The sequence below is a fragment of the Umezawaea sp. genome (genome assembly GCF_057122925.1).
In genome coordinates this window covers 37,546-56,980 of the sequence record NZ_DBNGPQ010000166.1, presented here as the reverse complement: position 1 = coordinate 56,980, position 19,435 = coordinate 37,546, and the positions used below count along the sequence as shown (strand labels likewise).

At 74.0% G+C, this 19,435-nt stretch carries 20 protein-coding genes; 7 read left to right on the top strand and 13 right to left on the bottom strand.

Going from position 1 to position 19,435, the window contains the following annotated elements; genetic code table 11:
* Positions 1 to 271: 271 nt before the first annotated feature.
* Entirely contained in the window at positions 272 to 520 is a 249-nt protein-coding gene (locus AC156L_RS37260; RefSeq protein WP_330877907.1) for a hypothetical protein, read from the top strand.
* An 82-nt stretch (positions 521 to 602) separates the two neighbouring features.
* Here AC156L_RS37260 and AC156L_RS37255 read toward each other — a convergent pair whose 3' ends face one another.
* The 9 genes from AC156L_RS37255 to AC156L_RS37215 all read right to left on the bottom strand — a co-directional run bounded on the left by AC156L_RS37255 (position 603) and on the right by AC156L_RS37215 (position 9,317).
* Complete coding sequence (locus AC156L_RS37255) at positions 603 to 1,955, bottom strand: helix-turn-helix domain-containing protein (protein WP_330877906.1); 1,353 nt, start codon at positions 1,953 to 1,955, stop codon at positions 603 to 605.
* 61 nt (positions 1,956 to 2,016) lie between these two features.
* Complete coding sequence (locus AC156L_RS37250; protein ID WP_330877905.1) at positions 2,017 to 3,129, bottom strand: hypothetical protein; 1,113 nt, start codon at positions 3,127 to 3,129, stop codon at positions 2,017 to 2,019.
* Positions 3,126 to 4,055, bottom strand: a complete 930-nt coding sequence (locus AC156L_RS37245; protein WP_330877904.1) for a hypothetical protein — start codon at positions 4,053 to 4,055, stop codon at positions 3,126 to 3,128. The genes AC156L_RS37250 and AC156L_RS37245 overlap by 4 nt, the downstream gene beginning before the upstream one ends.
* On the bottom strand, positions 4,052 to 5,110 hold the full coding sequence (locus tag AC156L_RS37240; protein ID WP_330877903.1) for a S66 peptidase family protein: 1,059 nt from the start codon (positions 5,108 to 5,110) through the stop codon (positions 4,052 to 4,054). Before AC156L_RS37240 ends, AC156L_RS37245 begins: the two co-directional genes overlap by 4 nt.
* Entirely contained in the window at positions 5,101 to 6,117 is a 1,017-nt protein-coding gene (locus AC156L_RS37235) for an asparagine synthetase A (protein WP_330877902.1), read from the bottom strand. Before AC156L_RS37235 ends, AC156L_RS37240 begins: the two co-directional genes overlap by 10 nt.
* Before the next feature lie 57 nt (positions 6,118 to 6,174).
* Positions 6,175 to 6,957 carry an Mrp/NBP35 family ATP-binding protein gene (locus AC156L_RS37230; RefSeq protein ID WP_330877901.1) on the bottom strand — a complete coding sequence of 261 codons (783 nt, stop codon included), beginning with the start codon at positions 6,955 to 6,957 and terminating at the stop codon, positions 6,175 to 6,177.
* Complete coding sequence (locus AC156L_RS37225) at positions 6,954 to 7,997, bottom strand: phosphotransferase (RefSeq protein WP_330877900.1); 1,044 nt, start codon at positions 7,995 to 7,997, stop codon at positions 6,954 to 6,956. Before AC156L_RS37225 ends, AC156L_RS37230 begins: the two co-directional genes overlap by 4 nt.
* Positions 7,984 to 8,484 (bottom strand): NUDIX hydrolase, encoded by a 501-nt coding sequence (locus AC156L_RS37220; RefSeq protein WP_330877899.1) that lies wholly within the window; start codon positions 8,482 to 8,484, stop codon positions 7,984 to 7,986. Before AC156L_RS37220 ends, AC156L_RS37225 begins: the two co-directional genes overlap by 14 nt.
* Complete coding sequence (locus AC156L_RS37215) at positions 8,481 to 9,317, bottom strand: class I SAM-dependent methyltransferase (RefSeq protein ID WP_484407708.1); 837 nt, start codon at positions 9,315 to 9,317, stop codon at positions 8,481 to 8,483. Before AC156L_RS37215 ends, AC156L_RS37220 begins: the two co-directional genes overlap by 4 nt.
* Before the next feature lie 372 nt (positions 9,318 to 9,689).
* Here AC156L_RS37215 and AC156L_RS37210 point away from each other — a divergent pair, with 372 nt between their 5' ends.
* From AC156L_RS37210 to AC156L_RS37195, 4 genes are read left to right on the top strand one after another with little or no spacing between them, the layout of a single operon-like run.
* Positions 9,690 to 10,889, top strand: coding sequence for a M16 family metallopeptidase (locus AC156L_RS37210; RefSeq protein WP_330877897.1), 1,200 nt, complete (start codon positions 9,690 to 9,692; stop codon positions 10,887 to 10,889).
* Positions 10,886 to 11,683 (top strand): hypothetical protein, encoded by a 798-nt coding sequence (locus AC156L_RS37205; protein WP_330877896.1) that lies wholly within the window; start codon positions 10,886 to 10,888, stop codon positions 11,681 to 11,683. Before AC156L_RS37210 ends, AC156L_RS37205 begins: the two co-directional genes overlap by 4 nt.
* 1 nt (position 11,684) lies before the next feature.
* Entirely contained in the window at positions 11,685 to 12,323 is a 639-nt protein-coding gene (locus AC156L_RS37200; RefSeq protein WP_330877895.1) for a histidine phosphatase family protein, read from the top strand.
* Positions 12,320 to 13,387, top strand: coding sequence for a nucleotidyltransferase family protein (locus AC156L_RS37195; RefSeq protein ID WP_330877894.1), 1,068 nt, complete (start codon positions 12,320 to 12,322; stop codon positions 13,385 to 13,387). The genes AC156L_RS37200 and AC156L_RS37195 overlap by 4 nt, the downstream gene beginning before the upstream one ends.
* Before the next feature lie 419 nt (positions 13,388 to 13,806).
* Here AC156L_RS37195 and AC156L_RS37190 read toward each other — a convergent pair whose 3' ends face one another.
* The gene (locus AC156L_RS37190) at positions 13,807 to 14,322 is read right to left on the bottom strand and encodes a pyridoxamine 5'-phosphate oxidase family protein (protein ID WP_484407706.1); all 516 of its coding nucleotides are present in this window, start codon (positions 14,320 to 14,322) and stop codon (positions 13,807 to 13,809) included.
* A 488-nt stretch (positions 14,323 to 14,810) separates the two neighbouring features.
* Here AC156L_RS37190 and AC156L_RS37185 point away from each other — a divergent pair, with 488 nt between their 5' ends.
* Together AC156L_RS37185 and AC156L_RS37180 are read left to right on the top strand one after the other, a co-directional pair.
* Entirely contained in the window at positions 14,811 to 15,320 is a 510-nt protein-coding gene (locus tag AC156L_RS37185; protein ID WP_330877892.1) for a YbaB/EbfC family nucleoid-associated protein, read from the top strand.
* A 35-nt stretch (positions 15,321 to 15,355) separates the two neighbouring features.
* Positions 15,356 to 17,137 (top strand): WXG100 family type VII secretion target, encoded by a 1,782-nt coding sequence (locus tag AC156L_RS37180; RefSeq protein WP_330877891.1) that lies wholly within the window; start codon positions 15,356 to 15,358, stop codon positions 17,135 to 17,137.
* Positions 17,138 to 17,154: 17 nt separating this feature from the next.
* Here the strand turns inward: AC156L_RS37180 and AC156L_RS37175 are convergent, their stop codons facing one another.
* The 3 genes from AC156L_RS37175 to AC156L_RS37165 form a co-directional block, all read right to left on the bottom strand.
* Positions 17,155 to 17,799 (bottom strand): hypothetical protein, encoded by a 645-nt coding sequence (locus AC156L_RS37175; protein WP_330877890.1) that lies wholly within the window; start codon positions 17,797 to 17,799, stop codon positions 17,155 to 17,157.
* A gap of 579 nt (positions 17,800 to 18,378) precedes the next feature.
* A complete protein-coding gene (locus AC156L_RS37170; protein ID WP_330877889.1) occupies positions 18,379 to 18,624 on the bottom strand; it encodes a hypothetical protein in 246 nt (81 codons plus the stop codon).
* Between the two features lie 57 nt (positions 18,625 to 18,681).
* Entirely contained in the window at positions 18,682 to 19,380 is a 699-nt protein-coding gene (locus AC156L_RS37165) for a hypothetical protein (protein WP_330877888.1), read from the bottom strand.
* Positions 19,381 to 19,435 lie beyond the last annotated feature (55 nt).

Sequence of the window (19,435 nt, the reverse complement as noted above, 5' to 3'; positions counted from 1 at the left end):
CGTCGGCAACCAGCTCCCCTGGCGCGGACGGGCATCGGCATCGCCCTGGGCACTGACCGGGGTCCGTCCACGGTGGACGTCGTCGCCCCGCGAGGCTCGCCCGGCCCCCGGTGGCCAAGTGGGACGGTGGTGCCGGTCCGGGGAACGGCACGGGAACGGGGCAGGAACGGCCGGTAGCACGGTGGTTCCAGGCGGCCGACGGCCGCCGGCGGGCCACCGGGTGCTGGAGCGGCCTCGGTGGTCTCGGTCCCGGAACCCGAGAGGATGTCCCATGGTGCTGGTGAGACACGCCGATCCCCGGTCGCTGTTCGCGGTCGGGCAGGTCGAGTGCGACCCCGGTCGTCTCGTGCCGAGCGGTGCGCGGAGGGAGAAGGTCCAGCGGGGCGTGGTGTCCGCGCTGCTGCTGGCGGTCGTGGTGGCGGTGGGCGTCGACGACGCGACGCACCTGCCGGACGGCGGGGCGGGCGGCACGTCGACCGCGGGGGCGCCGAGCCACCGCGAGACACCGCTGTGCTGCTGACACCTCCGTGACCCGGAGGTGAGGCGGGCGCGCCGGGATCGACCGCCACGCACGTCGGCGACGTCGACCCCGAGGGGCAGGCTCAGCCGTTCGCGGCGGACGGGCGGAGCGTCCCGGCGGTGAGGCGGCTCCGGTGCCCCATCAGCCTCATGCTGTGGCGGTAGGCCTGCACGGCGCGTTCGCTCTCCCCGCTCTCCTCCAGGATCTCGGCCAGCTCCGACCACGCGAACGCCGCCTGCCGGGTGGCCTCCGAGGCCTCCAGCAGCAGTGCTCCGCGCTCGCACGCGGCCTGGGCGCCGGCGCGATCCCCTTGGCGCAGGTGGGCCGCGGCGAGGACGAGGTGGGCCCGAGCGCTCTCCAGGCGGTGCTCGGGGCCGAGGACGTCGAGTGCCCGCGAGGCGTGCAGGACGGCGCTCCCGCTGTCGCCCAGCATCACGTTCGCGCGGGCGAGCGCGGTCTCGGCGTGCGCGACGTCGATGCTGCTGCCCAGTTCGGTCAGCACGCTGACGCTCTGCTCCAGGAGCGATCTCGCGGTCTCGACCTCCTGGTCTCCGGGGTCGGACTGGAGCAGGACGCTGGCGTAGGCGTTGCGGATGCGGGCCAGCGCGCGCTCGTTGTCGCCCTCGGAGTAGATCGCCACGGCTTTCGTGATCATCGAGAGCGCCTCGTCCGACCGGCCGCGGCGTTGCAGCACCACGCTGGCGTTCCAGTAGGCGGCGCCCAGCGCCTTGCGGTCGCTGATCAGCCGCGCCTGCTCGACCGCTCGGGAGGCGAGGTACCCCGCCCGGTTCAGGTCACCGCGTTCGGCGTAGATGCCGATCAGGGTGGACAGCAGTTCCACGGACGCCGTGGTGGGCGGCAGGTCCAGCTCCTCCAGTTCGGCGATGGTGCCCTCGGCGACCTCGACGGCGTGCGAGAGGTCGCCCAGTTCGCGGTAGCAGCGGCACAGCGACATCACCAGGGCCAAGCGCTGGTCCAGGCCCGGCTCCTCGGTGATCGCGCCCTGCCGCAGTTCCTCCAGCAGGGCCGTGGCCTCCTCCAGCCTGCCCGTGTGCTCCAGGCACTGGGCCACGCCGAGCGTCGCGGAGGTCCACAGCGACCGGTGCTCGGAGGGGGACAGCGTCGCCCGCACCTTCTCGTAGCCGTCCAGGGCGGTCTCGGCGTCGCCGTTGCGCAGGGTGAGTTCGGCGTACCGGAGTTCGATCTCCAGGTCGGTGTGGTCGGGCTCGTCGACGCCGTTGAGCAGGTAGCCGGGGGTCCGGCCGAGCCGCTGAGCCAGTTGGGCGAGGACGTCACCGGAGGGGACCCGCTTGTCCGACTCCAGCAGCGAGACGTAGCTCGCCGACAGCTCGGGCCGCGCCAGGGCCTCCTGCGACATCCCGGCCGCGCGGCGGAGCCGCCGGATCCGCGCGCCCACCGACTCCGTCGTCGACATCCGGTTCTCCTCCGCGCCTCGGCCTCCCCGCCCCAGTATTGTGACCGGAGTTCCCCTGCTGTCAAGCTGGATCCTGACTGTGGTCATGGCCGGTGGTGACACGCTCGCCGTCCAGGACGGTGTCGAGCAGTGCCTCGGTGGCCGCTCCCAGGTGGTGCATGTCCTGGGTGAGCCGGTAGCACGGGACGGAGCTGACCAGGGTGTCGGTGATCGCGGCCCTGCGGTCGGTCCTGCTGTCCGGGTACCAGTCGGCGAGGAACGGGTCGTAGGACAGCGCGGCCCTCTCGGAGTGGTCGGCGAGCGCCGTCCGCGCCTCGGCGGGCGACAGCCGCCGGACCGCCTGCCCGTCGGCGGAGTCGACGAAGGCCGGGAAGACGACCGCGTCGAGCGTCCCCGAGGCGAGCAGCCGACTGCCGGTGACCTCGGCCAGCTCCTGGCACCGCACCCACACCATGGGCGGCACGGACGGGTCCGGCCCGACGGCGGTCCGCTGCTCGTGGTGCAGGCCGGGGAAGCTGTTGGCGGGGTGGGTGGCGCCGCGCAGCAGGCCGCGCAGGGCGGGCCACCCCTCCGCGAGCGCCAGGAGGGAGTCCGTGCGCACGTTGACGCTGCGGGGGAAGCCGAGCCCGCGCAACCCCGGTCCGTCGCCGTCGCTGACGACCAGGTCGTCGTTCGACACGAAGTCCGCCCCGCCGTGCAGCAGCGCGCTCAGGATGCTCGACGTCTTGCCCGACCTCTTCCCGCCGACGAAGGCGATGCCGCGACCGCCGACCTGGACGAGCCCGCCGTGCAGGAACAGCTCGCCGTCGGCGAAGTGCTCCCAGCGCAGCAGGTTGCGGACGCACCGGAGGAGCTGCTGGGTCCGCCACGGGGACGGATCGCCGCAGACGGCGACCGTCCGGCTGGACCGGTGCGCCCACAGCACCCGGTCGGGCTCGTAGGGGGAGGAGTAGGCGACCCGCGTCCAGCCCCGGCCCTCCGGGGCGGCGGTGAGGGCGAGCACCGCGGGGCGCGGGCGGCCGTCGCGGTCCCCGGCCGGGGTGACGGCGAGGAACGGCTCCGCGAGGCGGAGGAGGTCCGAGAGGGTCGCCTCGTCGCACGTCACGTCGACGTGGTGCCGACCGGTCGACGAGGAGACGACGGAGGTGGTGCGGACGCACGGGAGGATCGTCACGGCGACACGTCCTTCGCTGACGAGCGCGGCGGGTCGACCGCCGCCAGGTGCCGGTCGAGGAGGTCGAGCAGCGGCGTCGTGCGACCCCAGGGGGCCACGGCGTGCAGCGGCTCGGGGCTGAAGCGCTCGGCGTACGCGAGCACGACGTAGGCGTGGAACGCGGCGTACAGGTGCAGCCGCCACCGGGGCGCGCCGCTGCGGCGGGCCAGGACGGCCTCGCCCCCGGTGCCCGCCCAGTGCAGGAGGGACTGGCCGTGCGCGGCGGCGGGATCCCCGCCCCACAGCACCGGGAGGTTCACGCACACGAGCCCGTCGGCGCCGATCACGAAGTTGCGGTTGTTGACGTCCGCGGCCACGAGCCGCGGCACGGGCGCGGCGGCGTCCAGCAGCGGTGCCGCCGCCGTCAGGACGGTGTGGAGCGCGGCGTGGCGGGCGCGGGCGAGGGCGGGAGCCTTGCGGCGCTGCTCCTCCAGGTAGTCCAGGAGGAACGACGACCACGTCGGCCACGGCGCCCGCAGGTCGTCGGAGAGCCTGCCGAAGCCGGTGACCGCGATCCCGGCGACGTCGTCCAGCAGGTCGGCGAGCTGCCCGGCCCACTCGGCGACCGGTCCCGGTCCGCCGAACGCCTCGGCGAGCAGCGGTCCCTCCACGTACTCGGCCAGGACGAGGTGCGTGCCGTCGGGGTTGCGCGACAGGGCGAGCACGGGCAGGGCGCGACGGCTCCCCCGCTCCGCCAGGTAGCGCCGCACCGCGCGCTCGGCACCCGGCTGGCTGGAGCCGTCGAGCAGGTGCTTGACGGCGAACCCGCCCCCGTTCGCGTCGTGCACCCGCCACACCCGGCTGTTCGAGGTGGACAGCAGGACGGGCGTCGAGGTCGGGCCCAACCGCTCGGCGACCCACGTGGTGATCTCGGCCAGCGACGTCATCCCGGCCTCCCGTTCCCCGGTGGCACGAGGAGGACCTCGGGTGCGCCCCGGCCGGGCACGGGCGCGCGGACCTCCGCCACGGCGCCGATCGGCAGGGTCAGCACGGGATCGGTGTGGCCGAACTCGCAGTCGGCCACGACGGGCCCGGAACACCGGCGCACCAGCGGTTCCAGCAGTCGGCGGCTCAGTCCCGGCGTCCACTCGCGCCGGTGGTCCTGGGCGAAGCGGCCGACGAGGAGCGCGGCGGCGCCGTCGAGCAGGCCGCTGTCCGCCAGCACCGCCACCGCGTCGCGCACCCCGTCCGCCGACGCGGAGTCCGACTCCTCCAGGCACACCACGTGGCCGTCCCACCGGACGCCCGCGTGCAGGCCTGCCCGCAGGTCGTCGGCGAGGGTGGCGACGTTCGCGGCCACCAGCGGACCGGTGGCCAGGCCGGGGACCCACGCCGTGCGCGGGGCCGGGCCGCCGACGGCGCGCGGCCGGTCGTCGTGGGAGTCCCAGGGCAGCGTCTCCACCACGACGTCGTCGGTGGACGGCAGTGCGCGGTCACCGTCCTCATCGGACAGACGCGCCCACGCGGAGTCCCAGGTGAAGTCGAGGGTTCCGCCGTGCTCCCCGAACTGCGGCAGCGCGGCCGGTCCGTAGTAGGTCGTCCAGCCGAGGCGGTGGTAGAGCCACAGCAGCAGCGAGGTGGTGTCGCTGTAGCCGACCACCGACGTGGGCGAGGCCGCCAGCACGGTCGGGTCCAGGTGCGGCAGCACGTCCCTGGTGCCGACGCCGCCGACGGTCGAGAACACCGCCCGCACGGCGGGGTCGCGCACCGCGGCGGTGAAGCGCTCGGCCCGCACCCGCGCCGGACCCGCGGTGCTCCCGGAGTCGAGCAGGACCGTCGGATCGGTCCGGGGGACCAGGCCCCGCTCGCGGAGTTCCCGCTCCGCGCGGGCGAGCCGCCGGGGGCAGCGGGCCGCCAGCGGACCCGACAGCGAGAGCAGCGCGACCTCGTCGCCCGCGCGCAGCCGGGGCGGCGTCACGGCCGCGCGGGCGGTCACATCCACGTCGGCACGCCCTTGAGGCGCGGCATGAGGTGGAGGTCGCGGATGTCGTCGTGGCGCAGCACCCACGCCAGGAACCGCTCCAGACCGAGGCCGAAGCCCGCGGTGCGCAGGGGTGCCAGCTCCTTCATCCTCAGGTACCACTCGTAGTTCGCGGGGTCCACGCCGTGCCCGACGATCGCCCGCTCGGTGGCGGCGCGGGTCGTGTGCCGCTCACCGCAGCCCGCCACCTCGCCCAGGCCGAGGAGCAGGTCGGCGCACAGCGCGGTGCCGTCCTCCCCACCCGCCTGGTAGAACGGCACGGAGTTCGCGGGCATCCGGCTGAGCCACACGACCCCGCCGAACCGCTCGATCAGCTGGAGCTCACCCGCCCTGGTGATCGCCCGCACGCCGGAGCCGCGGTCCTCCACGTGCTCGGGGTCGACCAGGGCGCACGCGTCCTCGAAGGTCACCTCGGGGAACCGGGTGCGGCCCGCGATGTCGACCACGTGGTCGAGGCCCCCGGCGAACGCGGCGACGTCGTCGGCGGCGGGGGAGTCGAGCAGCCGCGAGCACAGCGTGGTGACGTGGTCCTCCACCAGCCGCATGACGTCGTCCAGGCCGCCGGTGATCTCGGCCTCGGAGTGGAAGAACTGGTTGAGGTGGGTGCTGTCGGGGTCCTCGCCCCGGAACGTCGGCATGATGTAGTAGGCGCCGCGCAACCCCATGCGCAGCATGAACTCCAGCTGGAACTGCATGGAGTCCGCCAGGTACGTCGGGTCGCCGAACAGGTCGATCCGCACGGGCAGGCTGTCGCTGCCGAGCCCCATGGGGCTGGAGACCGAGTTGACGGTGATCGGCATCAGCACGGGGGCCACGTCGCGCGCCCGGTAGAAGTCCCCGGTGGCGTGGACGAGTTCGGCGTTGACCCTGGTGATCAGCCGGAACCACGCGCTGCTCAGCGTGGTCTCCAGGTCGTGCCCGGTGCGGGCGGTGGCGGTGAACGGGATCGGGGCTGCTGTGGTGCTCATGTCGACACTGCCTTCCTTCGGGACTGGGTTGGGTTCGTCGCTCCGGAGCGGCGCTGCTCAGGACGCGGTGCGGTGGGCGCCGTCCAGCGCGTCGAGCAGCGCCGCGAAGGCCGCCCTCGCCGCGGGGTCGGCGCCACCGGCGAGGGGCGCGGAGGGGGTGCCCCGCTCGGCCCCGGACGCCATCGCGGGCAGCAGCGGGAGTTCCACCAGGCGCGTGCCCGCGCCGCCGGTCTCGTCCAGCAGGGCTCCGGCCAGCCCGGAGTCGGGGAAGGGCTCGGTGCGGGCTCCGCAGCACGGGCACGGGAAGTACGCCATGTTCTCGACCACCGCCGGGACCGCGATGCCGAGGCGGGTCAGCATCGCGAGGCAGCGGCGGGTGTCCTCCAGCGCCATCCTCTGCCGGGTGGTCACGACGACGGCCGCCGCCACGTCGAGCAGGTCGGCGAGCGCCATGTGGATCTCGCCGGTGCCGGGGGGAGTGTCGACCACCAGGGTCTCGACGTCGCCCCAGTCGACGTCGCGCACCATCTGCCGGAGCGCGCCGCGCAGCACCGGACCCTTCCAGGCCAGCGCGCGCGAGGCGTCGGCCAGCAGGCCGGTCGACATGAGCCGCACGCCGCCGCGCACCACCGGGCGGATGCGCCCGTGCCGCACGGCGGGCCGCTCCCTGACCCCGAACAGCACGGGCAGGCTCGGGCCCTGGAGGTCCGCGTCGAGCAGCCCGGTGCGGACGCCGCGGGCGGCGAACGCGGTGGCGAGGTTGGCGGCCACGGTGGACTTCCCGACGCCGCCCTTGCCGCCGCACACCAGGACGACCCGGACCGCGGGCAGCGCGGTCATCGTGGCTCCCCGACCGCGGTCGCCCCGGTGAGCAGGGCGAACGTCCTGACCCACGTGTCGAGGTACGCGGGGGAGGTGTCGAGGTCGTCGCGCAGCAGGCCGAGGCAGGTCAGCTCGACCCACACCGCGCCCAGCGCGTGCGGCAGGCACTCCCGCTCGGCCGGGGAGAGGGGCGCGACCTCCTCGTAGGCGTCGAGGAACCTCCGCACGGCGGCCCGGTCGACCGGTGACCGCTGGTGCGCGGCGAAGTTCGTGGAGTCCTCCGCGTAGCCGAGGACGCAGAACGTCAGCAGCGCCTCGGCGACGTCGTGCAGGCGCGACTGGACGTCGCAGTTGTCGAAGTCCACCACGGCCGCGACCCGGTGGTCCTCGGTGAACAGCAGGTTCCACGGGTTGAAGTCCCCGTGCACCGCCGTGGTGGGCAGCGCGGCGAACCCGGCCGCGGCGGCCTGCCGCTCGACCGGCGCGAGGAGTTCCTCGAGGACGGCGGCGGCGTCGGCCGCGTCCGGAACCACCTTGCGCAGCAACGCGATGTGGTCGGCCGCGAGCGTGAACACGGTCTCGCGCGGCGCGTCGGCGTCGGTCACCGCGGCGGTGTGCAGCCGGGCCAGCACCAGGGCGGCCGACCTGACCTGCTCCGGGTGCGCCCGGTACCTCAGCCCGCTGACGTGGTCGAAGAGGACGAAGTGCTCGTCGCCGAAGGAGGTCCACAGGTCGCCGTCGCGGGTGGGCACCAGGCGCGCCACCGGCACACCGGCCAGCCGCAGCGCCTCCTGGATCCGGGTGGACGCGGAGATCTGCCGCGGGTCGTCGCAGTACCAGGGGACCTGCTTGAGGAAGTACCGCCGGTCCCCGGCTTCCAGGACCGCCTTCTTGCTGGTGTCCGACCGGACGTCCAGGAGGGTGCAGCGGTCGCCGTCGAGGAGGATCGGGAGGAAGCAGTCGGCCTCGGGGAGGGCGTACCGGTCGACGACGAGCCCCAGCACGCGGTCGTCGAGGTTGAGGAAGTCCTTGAACGTCGGCTTCTCACGCACCGGCACGGGCCGCACCCCCCACCGCGACGGGCGCCGCGGCCCCGTCGGACGTCACCCGCCCGCGGATCCGCTCGGCCAGTTCGACGTACGCCTTCGTCCACTCGGGAGCGTCGGACTCCGCGACCTCGCGCGCTGTCAGCCAGGCGAACCCGGCGACCTCGGACACGTCGCGGACGACGGGCTCGGCGTCGGGAGCGGGGGCGCAGAACACGACGTTCACGACGCTGGTGCCGTTCGGGAGGGTGAAGTGCGCGCTCGTCACGTAGTGCGGCGCGCCGACGGGCTCCAGGCCCACCTCCTCGACCGCCTCCCGGCGCAGCGCGTTCTCCAGGACGGCGCCCGGCGCCTCGTCGTGCTCGACCTTGCCGCCGACCAGCGCGAGCCGCCCCGCCGAGTGGCGCTCCCCGCCGCCGCGGCGGATCAGGAGCCACCGCCGCCCCCGCCACAGCGCGACCTCCACGTTGCAGACGTGGAGCGGGTCGGGGGTGCTCATGCCGCGCTCCGGCGTCCGGCGATGAAGATGTTGTTGCCGCGGGCGGCGAGGTCGGGCTCCAGGGCGAGCTTCTTCTCGATCGCCAGGACGTCGGCGAAGACCTCCGGGTCGCCGAGCAGTTCGACCACGGCGGGACTGGACCCGTCCAGCCGCGTCTCCTGGCGCGAGGGGTAGACGGCGCTGGGGAAGCCGGTGAGCAGGTCCACCCGGCAGCCCGCCGCGCCGTAGAGGCCGATGAGCTCGTCGGGGCTGAACAGCCGCAGCGGCGGCATGTCGTCGGTGAACGTGGAGACGCCGGTGGTGGCGGCGCTGCGGGCGGCCTCCAGCCTGCCGATGGCGAGGTTGAAGTAGACGGCGTGGTAGCGGTTGGGTGCCAGCGTCACCAGCGCGCCGGTGTCCGACAGCAGGCCCGCCAGCGAGGTGAGGACGGCGCCGGGGTCGGGCAGGAACCCGATGACGTTGTGGAAGTTCCAGATGACGTCGAACCTCCGCCCGCGCACCTGCTCGGGGAGGTCGCCGAGGTCGCCCCTGACCAGTTCGAGCCGGTCGGCCCGGTCGCCCGTCCGCTTGGTCTCGGCGACCGCGAGCATGTCGGGGGAGAGGTCCACCAGGACGCCGCGGGAGCGCGGGTAGGCGTCCAGCACGCGCCGGGTCCAGCGCCCGGTGCCGCCGCCCGCGTCGAGGAACGTGAAGTCCTCGGGCAGGTCGTCGAGGTAGGTGGTGGTGAGGGTGTGCCACAGCAGCTCGTCCGACAGCCGCCAGTAGACCTGCTGGTCCACCTCGTCGTACCTGTCGGCCTTCTGGTGGAAGTAGGAAATGACGTCGGTGGACAACGGATCCCCAATCTCTGGCTCGGAGGCGCGTGCGTCCACCAATCGTGACTGGAGTCAAGAATGTAGTCAAGCATGGTCTCAAATTCGAATGACTAGAGGCTTGACTCGTGTCATGGGTCTGGCTAGCTTGGTGTCGTCGAGAGCGGCCGGGCGGCCGGGGAACGGCGCAGGCGGCACTCGGCTCGCGATCACCCTCACCGGGAAAGGAGGCCAGCCATGACCCGCAACCACTCCGCCGGACTTCGTCCGCGCATCACCAAGCTCGTCGTGAAGAAGGCTGCCTAGGAGCAGCCGGACGGGGTTGCGCGTCGGCCCCTGTCGACGCGCAACCCCGTCACAACACCCGACCCGACCGCGGGAGGACTGATCCCCTTGCACCGCACGCGCGAGAGCGGCGCGGACGCGCTCCTCACGGAACACCGCCCGTGGCTGCGGACCACCACCCTGTGCGTGGCGCTGGCCAGGGGAAGCCGGGACGACCGGCCCGGCAGGGCAGGCGCGGCGCACCTGTTCGAGCACCTCGTCATGTCGGCCCGCGGCAGCGGAACGGCACTGACGGACCTCGTGGAGGAACGCGGCGGCACGGCCAACGCCACGTCCGGCAACGAGCTGACGCTGTACTGCGCACGGGTGGACAACGAGGACGCGCCGCGGGTCGCCTCCGCGCTCTGGCGGGCCGTCGAGAACCCGCTGATCACCGAGGCGGACCTCGCACGGGAGAAGGGCGTCGTCGCCCAGGAGATCGCCACCGCCCGCGCCGACGCCGCCGACGTGGTGCAGGACGCCTTCCTCGCCGACCTCTTCGGACCCCACCCGCTCGGCCTGCCGGTCGCGGGCGACCTCGCCGACGTCGAGCGCTTCAGCCTGGCCGACGCCGAGTCCGTGCGGGCCGAGGGCCTGCCCCGGCACCGCGTCATCGTGGTCGGCGGCGCCGAGCCGGACCGGGTCCGCGACGCCCTCCCCGCGCACGCCCTGGTGTCCGCGGGCACGGCGCGCACCCCGGGTCCGCCCGCGCCCCGCGCCGCCGCGGACCCCGACGGCACCCGGTGGCCGAGGGACGAGGACTTCGCCTGGGTCGCCGTGGGCGGCCGGGCCGTCCCGGCCCACCACCCCGACCGGGCCGCCTACACCGTGCTCGGCACGCTGCTCGGCTCCAGCCCCGCGTCCTCCCTGTACCGCGAACTGCGCGACGAGGCCGGGCTCGCCTACGCGTTCCAGGCCTGGTCGTCGCACTACTCCGACGCCGGTGCCTGGCGCGTGCTGATGGGGGTGGAGACCGCGAACGCCCCGAAGGCCGTGGGCATCGTCGAGGGCCTGCTGCGCCGGATCGCCCGCACCGGCCCGACGGCCGCCGAGCACGCCACCGCGGTCCGGCAGGCCGTCGGCCAGTGCCTGCGCGACGCCGAGGACCCGTGGCAGCTCGCCGTCGACATCGCCCTGCACGGCGACGTCGGCGACCACCCCTGGTCGCCGGAGGCCGAGCGCGACGCGCTGCGGCGGGTCGCGGTCGACGGGGTGCGGGCCGCCGCGGCCCACGTCGCCGACTCCCTGACGGTGGCGGTGAGGGCATGACGGCCCGCCGCGCGTACCTCGACGCCGCCGAGGAAGCGGGACTCCTGCACCGCGCGGGCGGGCTCGTCGTCATCGCCGACCCCGTCGAGGACCCGGTGACCGGGCGCAGGCGGTGCCTCGTGGAGCACGTCGGCGGGGATGGACCCGACCCGGCCGTCCTGCTCGGCGTCCTGCGCGACCGCTGGCCCGACTGCCAGGAGGCGCTGGTGCGCACCGAGGCTCCGGCCGGGCCGCTCGGGTCGCCGTTCGTCCCGTACCTGACCTACGTGGTGCGCGAGCCCCCGCCGCCCGGCGCCCCACCCGCTCAGACCGGGCCCGTGCTGGTCCGGGCCGGGACACCGGGGGACCGGGCCGCGATCACGTCCATGCTCGCCGAGGCCTTCGACCGCGCCGTCGGGCAGCACGGGCACCGCGCCGACCCGGCCGCCCTCGCCGCCGCGGCCGAGTCCGTCGTGGACGACCCAGCACGCGTCACCTACGTCGCCGAGCGCGACTCCCGCGTCGTCGGCCACGTGACGCTGCTGACCGACACGACCGACGACCCCACCGGCGCGCGGTACGTCGAACTGCTGGACGTGCTGGTCCGCCCCCTGACCGACCGCGAGGCCTCCCGGCGGCTGGTGGCCGCGGCCGAGGCCCACGCCGCCAGGACCGGCACGCCGCTGATGGGCCACGTCGTGCACGTCGCGGACGACCCGGCGCACGCCGAGCGCACGCTGGCGGTGCTGGGGCGTGCGGGCTGGCGGATCGCCCACCACTACTCGTGGGCCGACTTCGGTCGGGGAGGTGGCTGAGGTGCCCACCGAGATCTGCCTCGTGCGCCACGCCGCCTACGACGCGGCCGACGGCCGACGGTCGGCCGACGGCCGCTGGGACCCGCCGCTGTCGCCGGAGGGGCGGCGGCAGGCCGACGCCGTGGCCGCCCGGCTCTCCGCGTTCACCTGGGACCACGTGCGCAGCTCGCACCTGCTCCGGGCGACCGCCACCGCCGAACGGATCGCCGAGGCCTGCGGACGACGTCCCGACCGGGACCCCGCCTGGGCGGAGTTCTCCAAGGGGGAGCTGGAGGGGTTCGGGCCGACCGGCGTCGACCCCGAGGAGCACGCGCGCCACTGGCGGGACGGCGACTGGCGGGCCTGGCCGGGCGGCGAGCGGCGCACCGACTTCCGCGAGCGCGTCCTCACGGCCCTGCACGGCTGCCCCGCCGGGGCCCGGACGGTCGTGGTCACCCACGGCGGTGTCGTCAACGAGGTGCTGTGCGCCCTGCTGGGCGGGCCCCCTCGCGCGCTCTTCCGCCTCGACTTCAGCGGCGTGACCCGGATCGGCCTCGACCGGGGCCGCGCCGTGGTCGCCGCGGTGAACGACACGTGGCACCTGGAGGACTCCCTGTCGGTGCCCCTGACCGTCTTCTCGTCGAAGGACGTGGTCCGATGATCGGGCTCGACCACCTGTACGCGGCGGCGGACCTCGCCCCCGACGAACCGGTCCGCAGGCTGGTCCGCGCCCTCGGCCAGCGGTTGGCGCCGCTCGTGCTCAGCGCGGCCGTCGCCGAGGGGCACGCCCCCGGCCCGCTCACCGCGATGCTGCTGGACCGCCAGCGGCGTCGGGCCCACGTGTACGCCGAGGCCCTGCGGACCGTCCGCGCCGTCGCCGATCCCGTCGTGCTCAAGGGACCCGCCCTGGCGGAGTTCTACCCGTCGCACCTGCGCAGGCCGGTCGGGGACCTCGACCTCGTGGTGGACTCCGAGGAGGAGGTGTGGGCCGCCGCGCGGCGGCTGGTCGACACCTTCGGCGCGACCCCCTCGGTCTTCACGCTGATCGGGCACGGCGGTGCGGAGCACTGCCTCGTGGGCCTGGACTGGCCGTCCGACGACCCCCTCTGCGAGTCCGACCTCGAGGTGGAGATCAGCACCTTCGCCTACGCGGGCGACCAGGCGGGCCTCCCGCTGCGCGTCGGGTTCCCGGCGTCGGTGCCGATGGCCCAGCTGTTCGCCGTCGCGGAGGAGCGGTGCCAGGGACCCTTCACCGTCAAGCACGCGCTGGACTGCGCGGTGCTGCTGGCCGCCCACCCCGATCTGCTGGTCGGGCGGGGGGCGGAGGACTCGATCCGCGCCTTCCACCTCGCCCCCGAACTCCGGGAACTCGTCGCCTCGGCCGAGGACCTGGTCGGCGTCGCCGTCCGGGGGTCCCTCGACGTCCTGGCGGACGAGGAGCGGGAGCGCCGCCGCCGGGCGGGGGCCGCCGACGGTCCGAGCCGGTCGGGCGGTCGCTGGGCGAGCGCCGCCGACGTCCGCTTCGGCGTGCTGCTCCACGGCTACGCCCGCGGCGGGGTCCGCCACCGCGCGGGCGGACCCGCGCCCGGTGGGGACCTCGTGCACACCCCCGTCGGCGACTTCCTCATGCTGGACGGCGTCGAGGTGGCCGCCGCCGACGTGGAGGCCTCCCGCGAGCTGAGCGCGGACCTGCGGTCCGCCGCGACCTCGACCCCGGTGGTCTGAGGCGGCGGCCGTCGAGGTCAGCGCCCTGCGCCGGGTGTTCACCCAGCGCCGCGGGCCCGACCGCGCCGCCCTGGACGGGATCGACCTCCGGATCGGGGAGGGCGAGGCCTCGGCCTGCTCGGCCCCGACGGCGCGGGCAAGACCACCCTGCCGAGCACCCTCCTGCTGCCCACCTCGGCCGGGTGCTCGTGGCCGATCCCCTGGTGCTCGTCCTCGACGAACCCACCAGCGGCATGGACCCCAACGCGGCCCGCGGTTTCCGGGCGGCGGGTCTCGCCGACCGACTCGCTGGTCGTGTCCCGAGGCCGCACCGGCTGGTCGACGGGATCCTCACGTCGGTGGTCACCCTCGGCGTGGTGCCGGCCGCGCTCTCCGGGCTGGGCATCCGCCTGCCCGAGGCCCGAAGCGTTCCTCCCGAGTCACCCGGCGGGCCGCCAGAACTGCCGGGGCGCGTACCCGTCGCGCCGCAGCCAGTGCTCGGTGTAGACGATCCGCTCGGCCTCGACCACGACCAGCGGCCCGGTGGGCGGCTCGTCGAGCGGCAGGGACCGCTCGACGTGGTCGGACTGCCACCGGAACGCCGACCAGTGGTGCTCGTGGCCGGGGTCGCCGGGTTCGAGCACCCGAGCCCGGCCGAACACCTGCGCGCCCCGACTGCTGGCCTGCCCGACCAGCGGCGCGAACACCCCGACGGACACGCGGGGATCGGCGGCGATGTTGCGCATCTTCGGCGACCGGGCCGCCGCCGTGAACATCAGCGCGAAGTCGAGGTGGTGGTAGCGGACGGGTGTCGCCAGTGGACCGTCCACGCCGGACGTGGCCAGCACGCACATGTTCTGCGACGACAGCAGGTTGAGGATCCGTTCGGACAACCGGTCGTGGTCCAGCCGCTTCGTGGGAGCCGGTCCGGCCAGCCAGGGGTTCGTCACGGGCATGGACAACCCTAGCGGAGCGCCTCGCCGCGCCGTGTCGACGCCGCGGCCGGATGCGTTCGCGAACACCCCGCGTGTCTTCGGGCACCTTTCGGTGTACATCCAGCCACATTCGGCGGGAAAGTCGCGAAATCCCGAATCGAGCGTCTTCACTCCCGTGGTGGCGGAGCCGGAACGGGAATGTCGGCTGCCCGCGGGACGCCGTCGTGGACGAGAGGTGGAAATGGGTCGATCCACCGTTATCCGGACAAAGTCACCGGGTTCGGAGTCCACTTCGTCCTCCGGCGGTCTCCCGAGGTGAACAACGTCACCCGCTTTCGGGCCGCGAGCACGCGACCCGGTGAACCTCCGGCGGTGTCGGCACGTGCACCTGGTGGACGTCACCGCGTCATCTAGCAGGACGATCGTTCGGCTAGCATCCCCGTCGCCGCTCCAGCGGTGAATTCGTCGCCGATCAGGACAGCGCACCGGTGCCGCCGCAGGAGGCTTTTGTGAATCCCCAGCAATGGTTGGACGAGTTCGAGGCCAGGCTGGCCGACCTGAAGAAGAAGTCCGAGGACCTCCAGGAGAACTTCACCGCCTCCAACGCGACGGTCACGAGCAAGGACGGCTCCGTCACCGTCACCGTCGGCCCCAACGGCGGCTTGCAGAACCTCCAGCTCGGCCGCCGCGCGATGGAGATGAGCGCCGCCCAGCTGACCGCGGCGATCCTCCAGACGGCCTCCCTCGCCCAGCGCCAGGCCGCCGAGAAGGTGCTCGGCGTCTTCCAGCCCCTCGGCGAGGGCACCGAGGCGATGTCGATGGTCAGCGACGCGATCCCGGCCGACGAGACCGAGGTGGACGAGGACGCGGACATCAACCACGTCGAGGTCGAGGCCGAGGAGCCCGTCGCGCCGCCACCGCCGGTCCACCGGCCCGCACCCGGCGCGCAGCCCGTGCGCCCGCCCGGCAGGCCGCGCCCCGCGGCCGACGACGCGGACGACGACAACCAGCCGTGGTGACCGGCTCCGGTCTCGACAGGAAGTAGGAAGCGACGATGGCCGAGACGCCGATCGACTCCCCTCCCGGTATGCACATCACCGAGGAGAACAAGCTCAAGGGCACCCTGTTCGTCGAGGCCTTCGGCGGCATGATCGACGCGATCAGCAAGGACGCCGAGACCGAGACCGAGAAGGCCCTCGACATCACGTTCAACGCCATCGGCGCGGCCTCGTCGATGGTGATGTTCGCCATGGACCCCCTCGGGTCGCTGATCGGCGCGGGCATCGGCTGGCTGATCGAGCACGTCAGCTTCCTGCGCGACGCCCTCAACCAGGTGATGGGCAACCCGGAGGAGATCCAGGCCAACGTCGAGGCGACCAAGGCCAAGGCCGTGGAGCTGCGCGTGCTGGCCGAGGACCACCGCAGCGGCCTGGCCACGTTCGACGGCTGGACCGGCAAGTCGTCGGAGACCTTCAAGGCCAGCATGGACCAGATGGGCGCGGAGCTCGACCAGCTGGCCAGCGCGGTCGAGACCAAGGCCAAGATCGTCGGGATCACCGGCATGCTGGTCACCGTCCTGCGCGACATCATCCGCGACCTGATCTCCCAGCTCCTCGGCTCGCTGATCGGCGGGGCGCTCATCGCGGCGGCCACCTCGGTCATCACCTTCGGCGCCTCCATCGTCGCCTTCGTCGGCTTCGCCGTCGGCAAGGCCGTCGCGCTCGGCACCAACATCGCCGCCCGCATCGCGCGCGTGGTGGCGTCGCTGAGCAGGCTCGTGGGCAAGATCGGCAACCTCGACGACGTGATGGCGAAGGTCAGCAAGGGCTGGGACCGCTTCGACAACGCCGCCGACGTGGCCGAGATCAGCTACGAGGGCTACAAGGCCTCCGACGACGTGGACGACGCCATCAAGAAGGGCGTCGACGACGACAAGCAGACCGACAAGGTCACCGCGGCCAACGACAGGGCCAAGGAGGCCGCCGCGAAGTACGAGGAGGCCAAGGCCAACGAGATCAAGCAGGCCGACGAGGCCAAGGCCGCGGGCGACAAGCTCGGCAGCGCCTCGGACGAGTACTCCGCGGCCAACGACAAGCTCAGCTCGGCGGCCGACGCGGTCAACGCCGCCGCCGCGACCGGCGACCAGGCCCAGTACGACGCGGCCAAGGCCAAGTACGACTCCGCGAAGGTCGAGGCCGACGCGGCCAGGGCCGAAGCGGCCTCCGCGGCGGACGCCGCGGCCAAGGAGAGCCGCGACGTGAGCGACGCGGCCAAGTCGAGCTACGACGCGTTGCAGGCCGCGAAGCCGTCGGAGGACGCCGCCAAGACCGCCTACGACGAGTACCGGGCGAACAACCCGGCCGGTCCGAGCGGGGCGAACCCGGCGCAGACCGCCGCGGAGACCGACCTCAGCGGCAAGAACGACGCGGCCAAGGCGGCGAACGAGTCCTACGAGAGGGCGAACGTCGACTTCGCGGCCAAGAACGCCGAGGCGGCCGAGGCGAACGCCAAGGCCTACCAGTCCGGGTCGGAGGCCGACATCAAGGCCGCCGAGCGGGCGAGCGACAGCGCGACCGCCGCGGGCGCGAAGGTCGAGGCCGCGGCCGCGGAGGCCAAGACCACCGGCGAGGCCGCCAAGACGAGCTACGACGAGTACCAGAAGAACCACTCGTCCGGCACGCCCGCGCCGACCCAGGCGCCCGCGGACCCGGTGCAGCACGCCAGGGACGTCAACGCGGGCACCAGCATCACCGACGCGGGCAAGGGCGACGCGTTCTTCGGCGGCGCGAGCGATCCGTCCAAGACGGACGTCAACGGCCCCACCGTGCAGGTCTAGGCCCACCAGCCAGCCGCTCAGCGCACCACTTGGAGAGAACCGGTCATGGCTGTCAACTCGGGTAGTCCCAACGTCAACCCGAACGCCACCCCGTCGGTCACCACGAACCCCGCACCCCCGCCGCCGCCCGCGGGGATCGGGTCGGGACCGACGGGGAACTCCGGCTTCTCCCAGAGCGAGTCGACGATGAGCGGCCTCCAGAGCCGGGCGGGCGACATGCAGTCCCGGCTCAGCTCCATCTCCAGCGGCCTGCGCGGGCTCAACCTGGGCATGGGCGCGCTGGGGCCGATCGGCCTGTTCGCGGTGCCCGCGCTGAACAACTCCAATGACAACGCTGTCGCACAGGCCGAACGGGGCTCGAAGGCGTTCGGGGACGTCCAGCAGGGGTTGAAGGCCACCCAGCAGGTGACCGTCTCCACCGACACGAACAACGCGTCCGCGTTCCGGAAGATCGACCCGAACAACAACTTCAAGCCCGTGCCGGGCGGGTCGAACGCCATCGCGTCGGGGCCGAAGCAGGCCGGGGGACAGGTCTCGCAGAGGCCGACCATCCCCGGCGGGCCCGGCGGCGCTCCCCCGTCCACGCGCCCGGCGGGCGGCCCGGTGGTGTCGTCCGCGCCGACCGTGCCCGGTGCGGGTGCGGGCTCGGGTCCGCGCGGCACCGCCGGAGGTCCGGGAGGTCCGGTCGTCGGCAAGGCACCGACGATCCCCGGTGGCGGTGCGACCGTTCCCGGTGGCAAGGCCGGTGGACTCGGTGGCGGTGCTGTCGGTGCGGCGCCGACGATCCCCGGTGGGGCGAGTGGCGTGCCGGGGGGCAAGCCCGGTGGGTTCGGTGGCGGTGCTGTCGGTGCGGCGCCGACGATCCCCGGCGGTGGGGCGACCGTTCCCGGTGGCAAGGCCGGTGGACTCGGAGGCGGTGCTGTCGGTGCCGCACCGACGATCCCCGGCGGTTCGGCCTCCGTTCCCGGTGGCAAGGGCGGGCTCGGTGGTGGGGGCGTTGGCGCGCCGCCGACGATTCCCGGTGGGGCGAACAGCGCGTCCGGTGCCAAGCCCGGAGGGTTCGGCGGGGGACCGGTCGGCGCGACGCCCACCGTTCCCGGTGCGGGCGGGAGTGCGACGCTGCCCACCTCGGGTGCCGGTGGGGGGCCGAGGAACGTCTCCGGCGCGTTGAACCCCGGTGTCCAGACCGGTCAGGTCGGTGGGGCCCCGATGGCTCCCGGTGGCGGTGCGTCGCCCGGTGGTCAGTCGACGGACCGGAGCAGCAAGTTCACCGCGCCGGGTGCGGCGAAGGGCGCGTTCGACCTGCCCAAGGCCCCGGTCGGTGACGGCACGATCTCCAAGGCACCCGTCGGCGGCTCGGGCGCGCCCGCGTCGTCCGTTCCCGGCGGTGCGTCGATCCCGAAGCCGACCGTCCCCCCGTCCGCGTCGGCAGGCGTGACGACCCCCGGTTCCGCCGTGCCGACCCCCGGTTCCGCGGTGCCGAGCACCGGCGTCCAGCCGGGTGGTGCGCCGATGGCTCCTGGCGGTGGTGCGTCGCCCGGTGGTCAGTCGACGGACCGGAGCAGCAAGTTCACCGCGCCGGGTGCGGCGAAGGGCGCGTTCGACCTGCCCAAGAGCCCGGTCGGTGACGGCACGATCTCCAAGGCACCCGTGGGCACGCCCGGCGCCAAGCCCGCTCTCACCCCACCGGTGACTTCCGGGACCTTCACCCCACCGGTGTCCTCCGGGACCAGCGGCATCGAAACACCGAAGCCCACCGGCACGCCGTCGTTCGGCCCACAGCCCACCGGTTCGCCGCTGTCCGGTTCGCAGTCCGCTGGTTCGCCGCTGTCCGGTTCGCAGTCCGCTGGCACGCCGTCCAGCCCGCAGCCCACTCCGGCGGGCCCGCAGGCACCCGCCGCACCTCCGGCAGCGGGCCCGCGACCCGACGTGACCACTCCTGGTTCCGCCGCACCGAGCACCGCTCCCCAGCCGAGCGCGCAGCCCGGTGCCCAGCCGGGAGCCGCCCCGATGGCTCCCGGAGCGGGCGCTGCCGCACCGGGTGGCCAGCCGACGGACCGCAGCAGCAAGTTCACCGCGCCCGGCATGTCGAAGGGCTCCTTCGACCTGGCCACCAGCCCAACCGGCGACGGCACGATCTCCAAGGCCCCGGTGGACAAGCCGGGCACCCCCCTGCCCAGGCCCGAGACCACGCCACCGGTCTCGCCGGCACCGCCGAAGTCCGGCGGCCTGGGCGGCCTCACCCCACAGCCGAGCACCACCTCACAGCCGAGCACCACCCCACCGCTGTCGACCGCA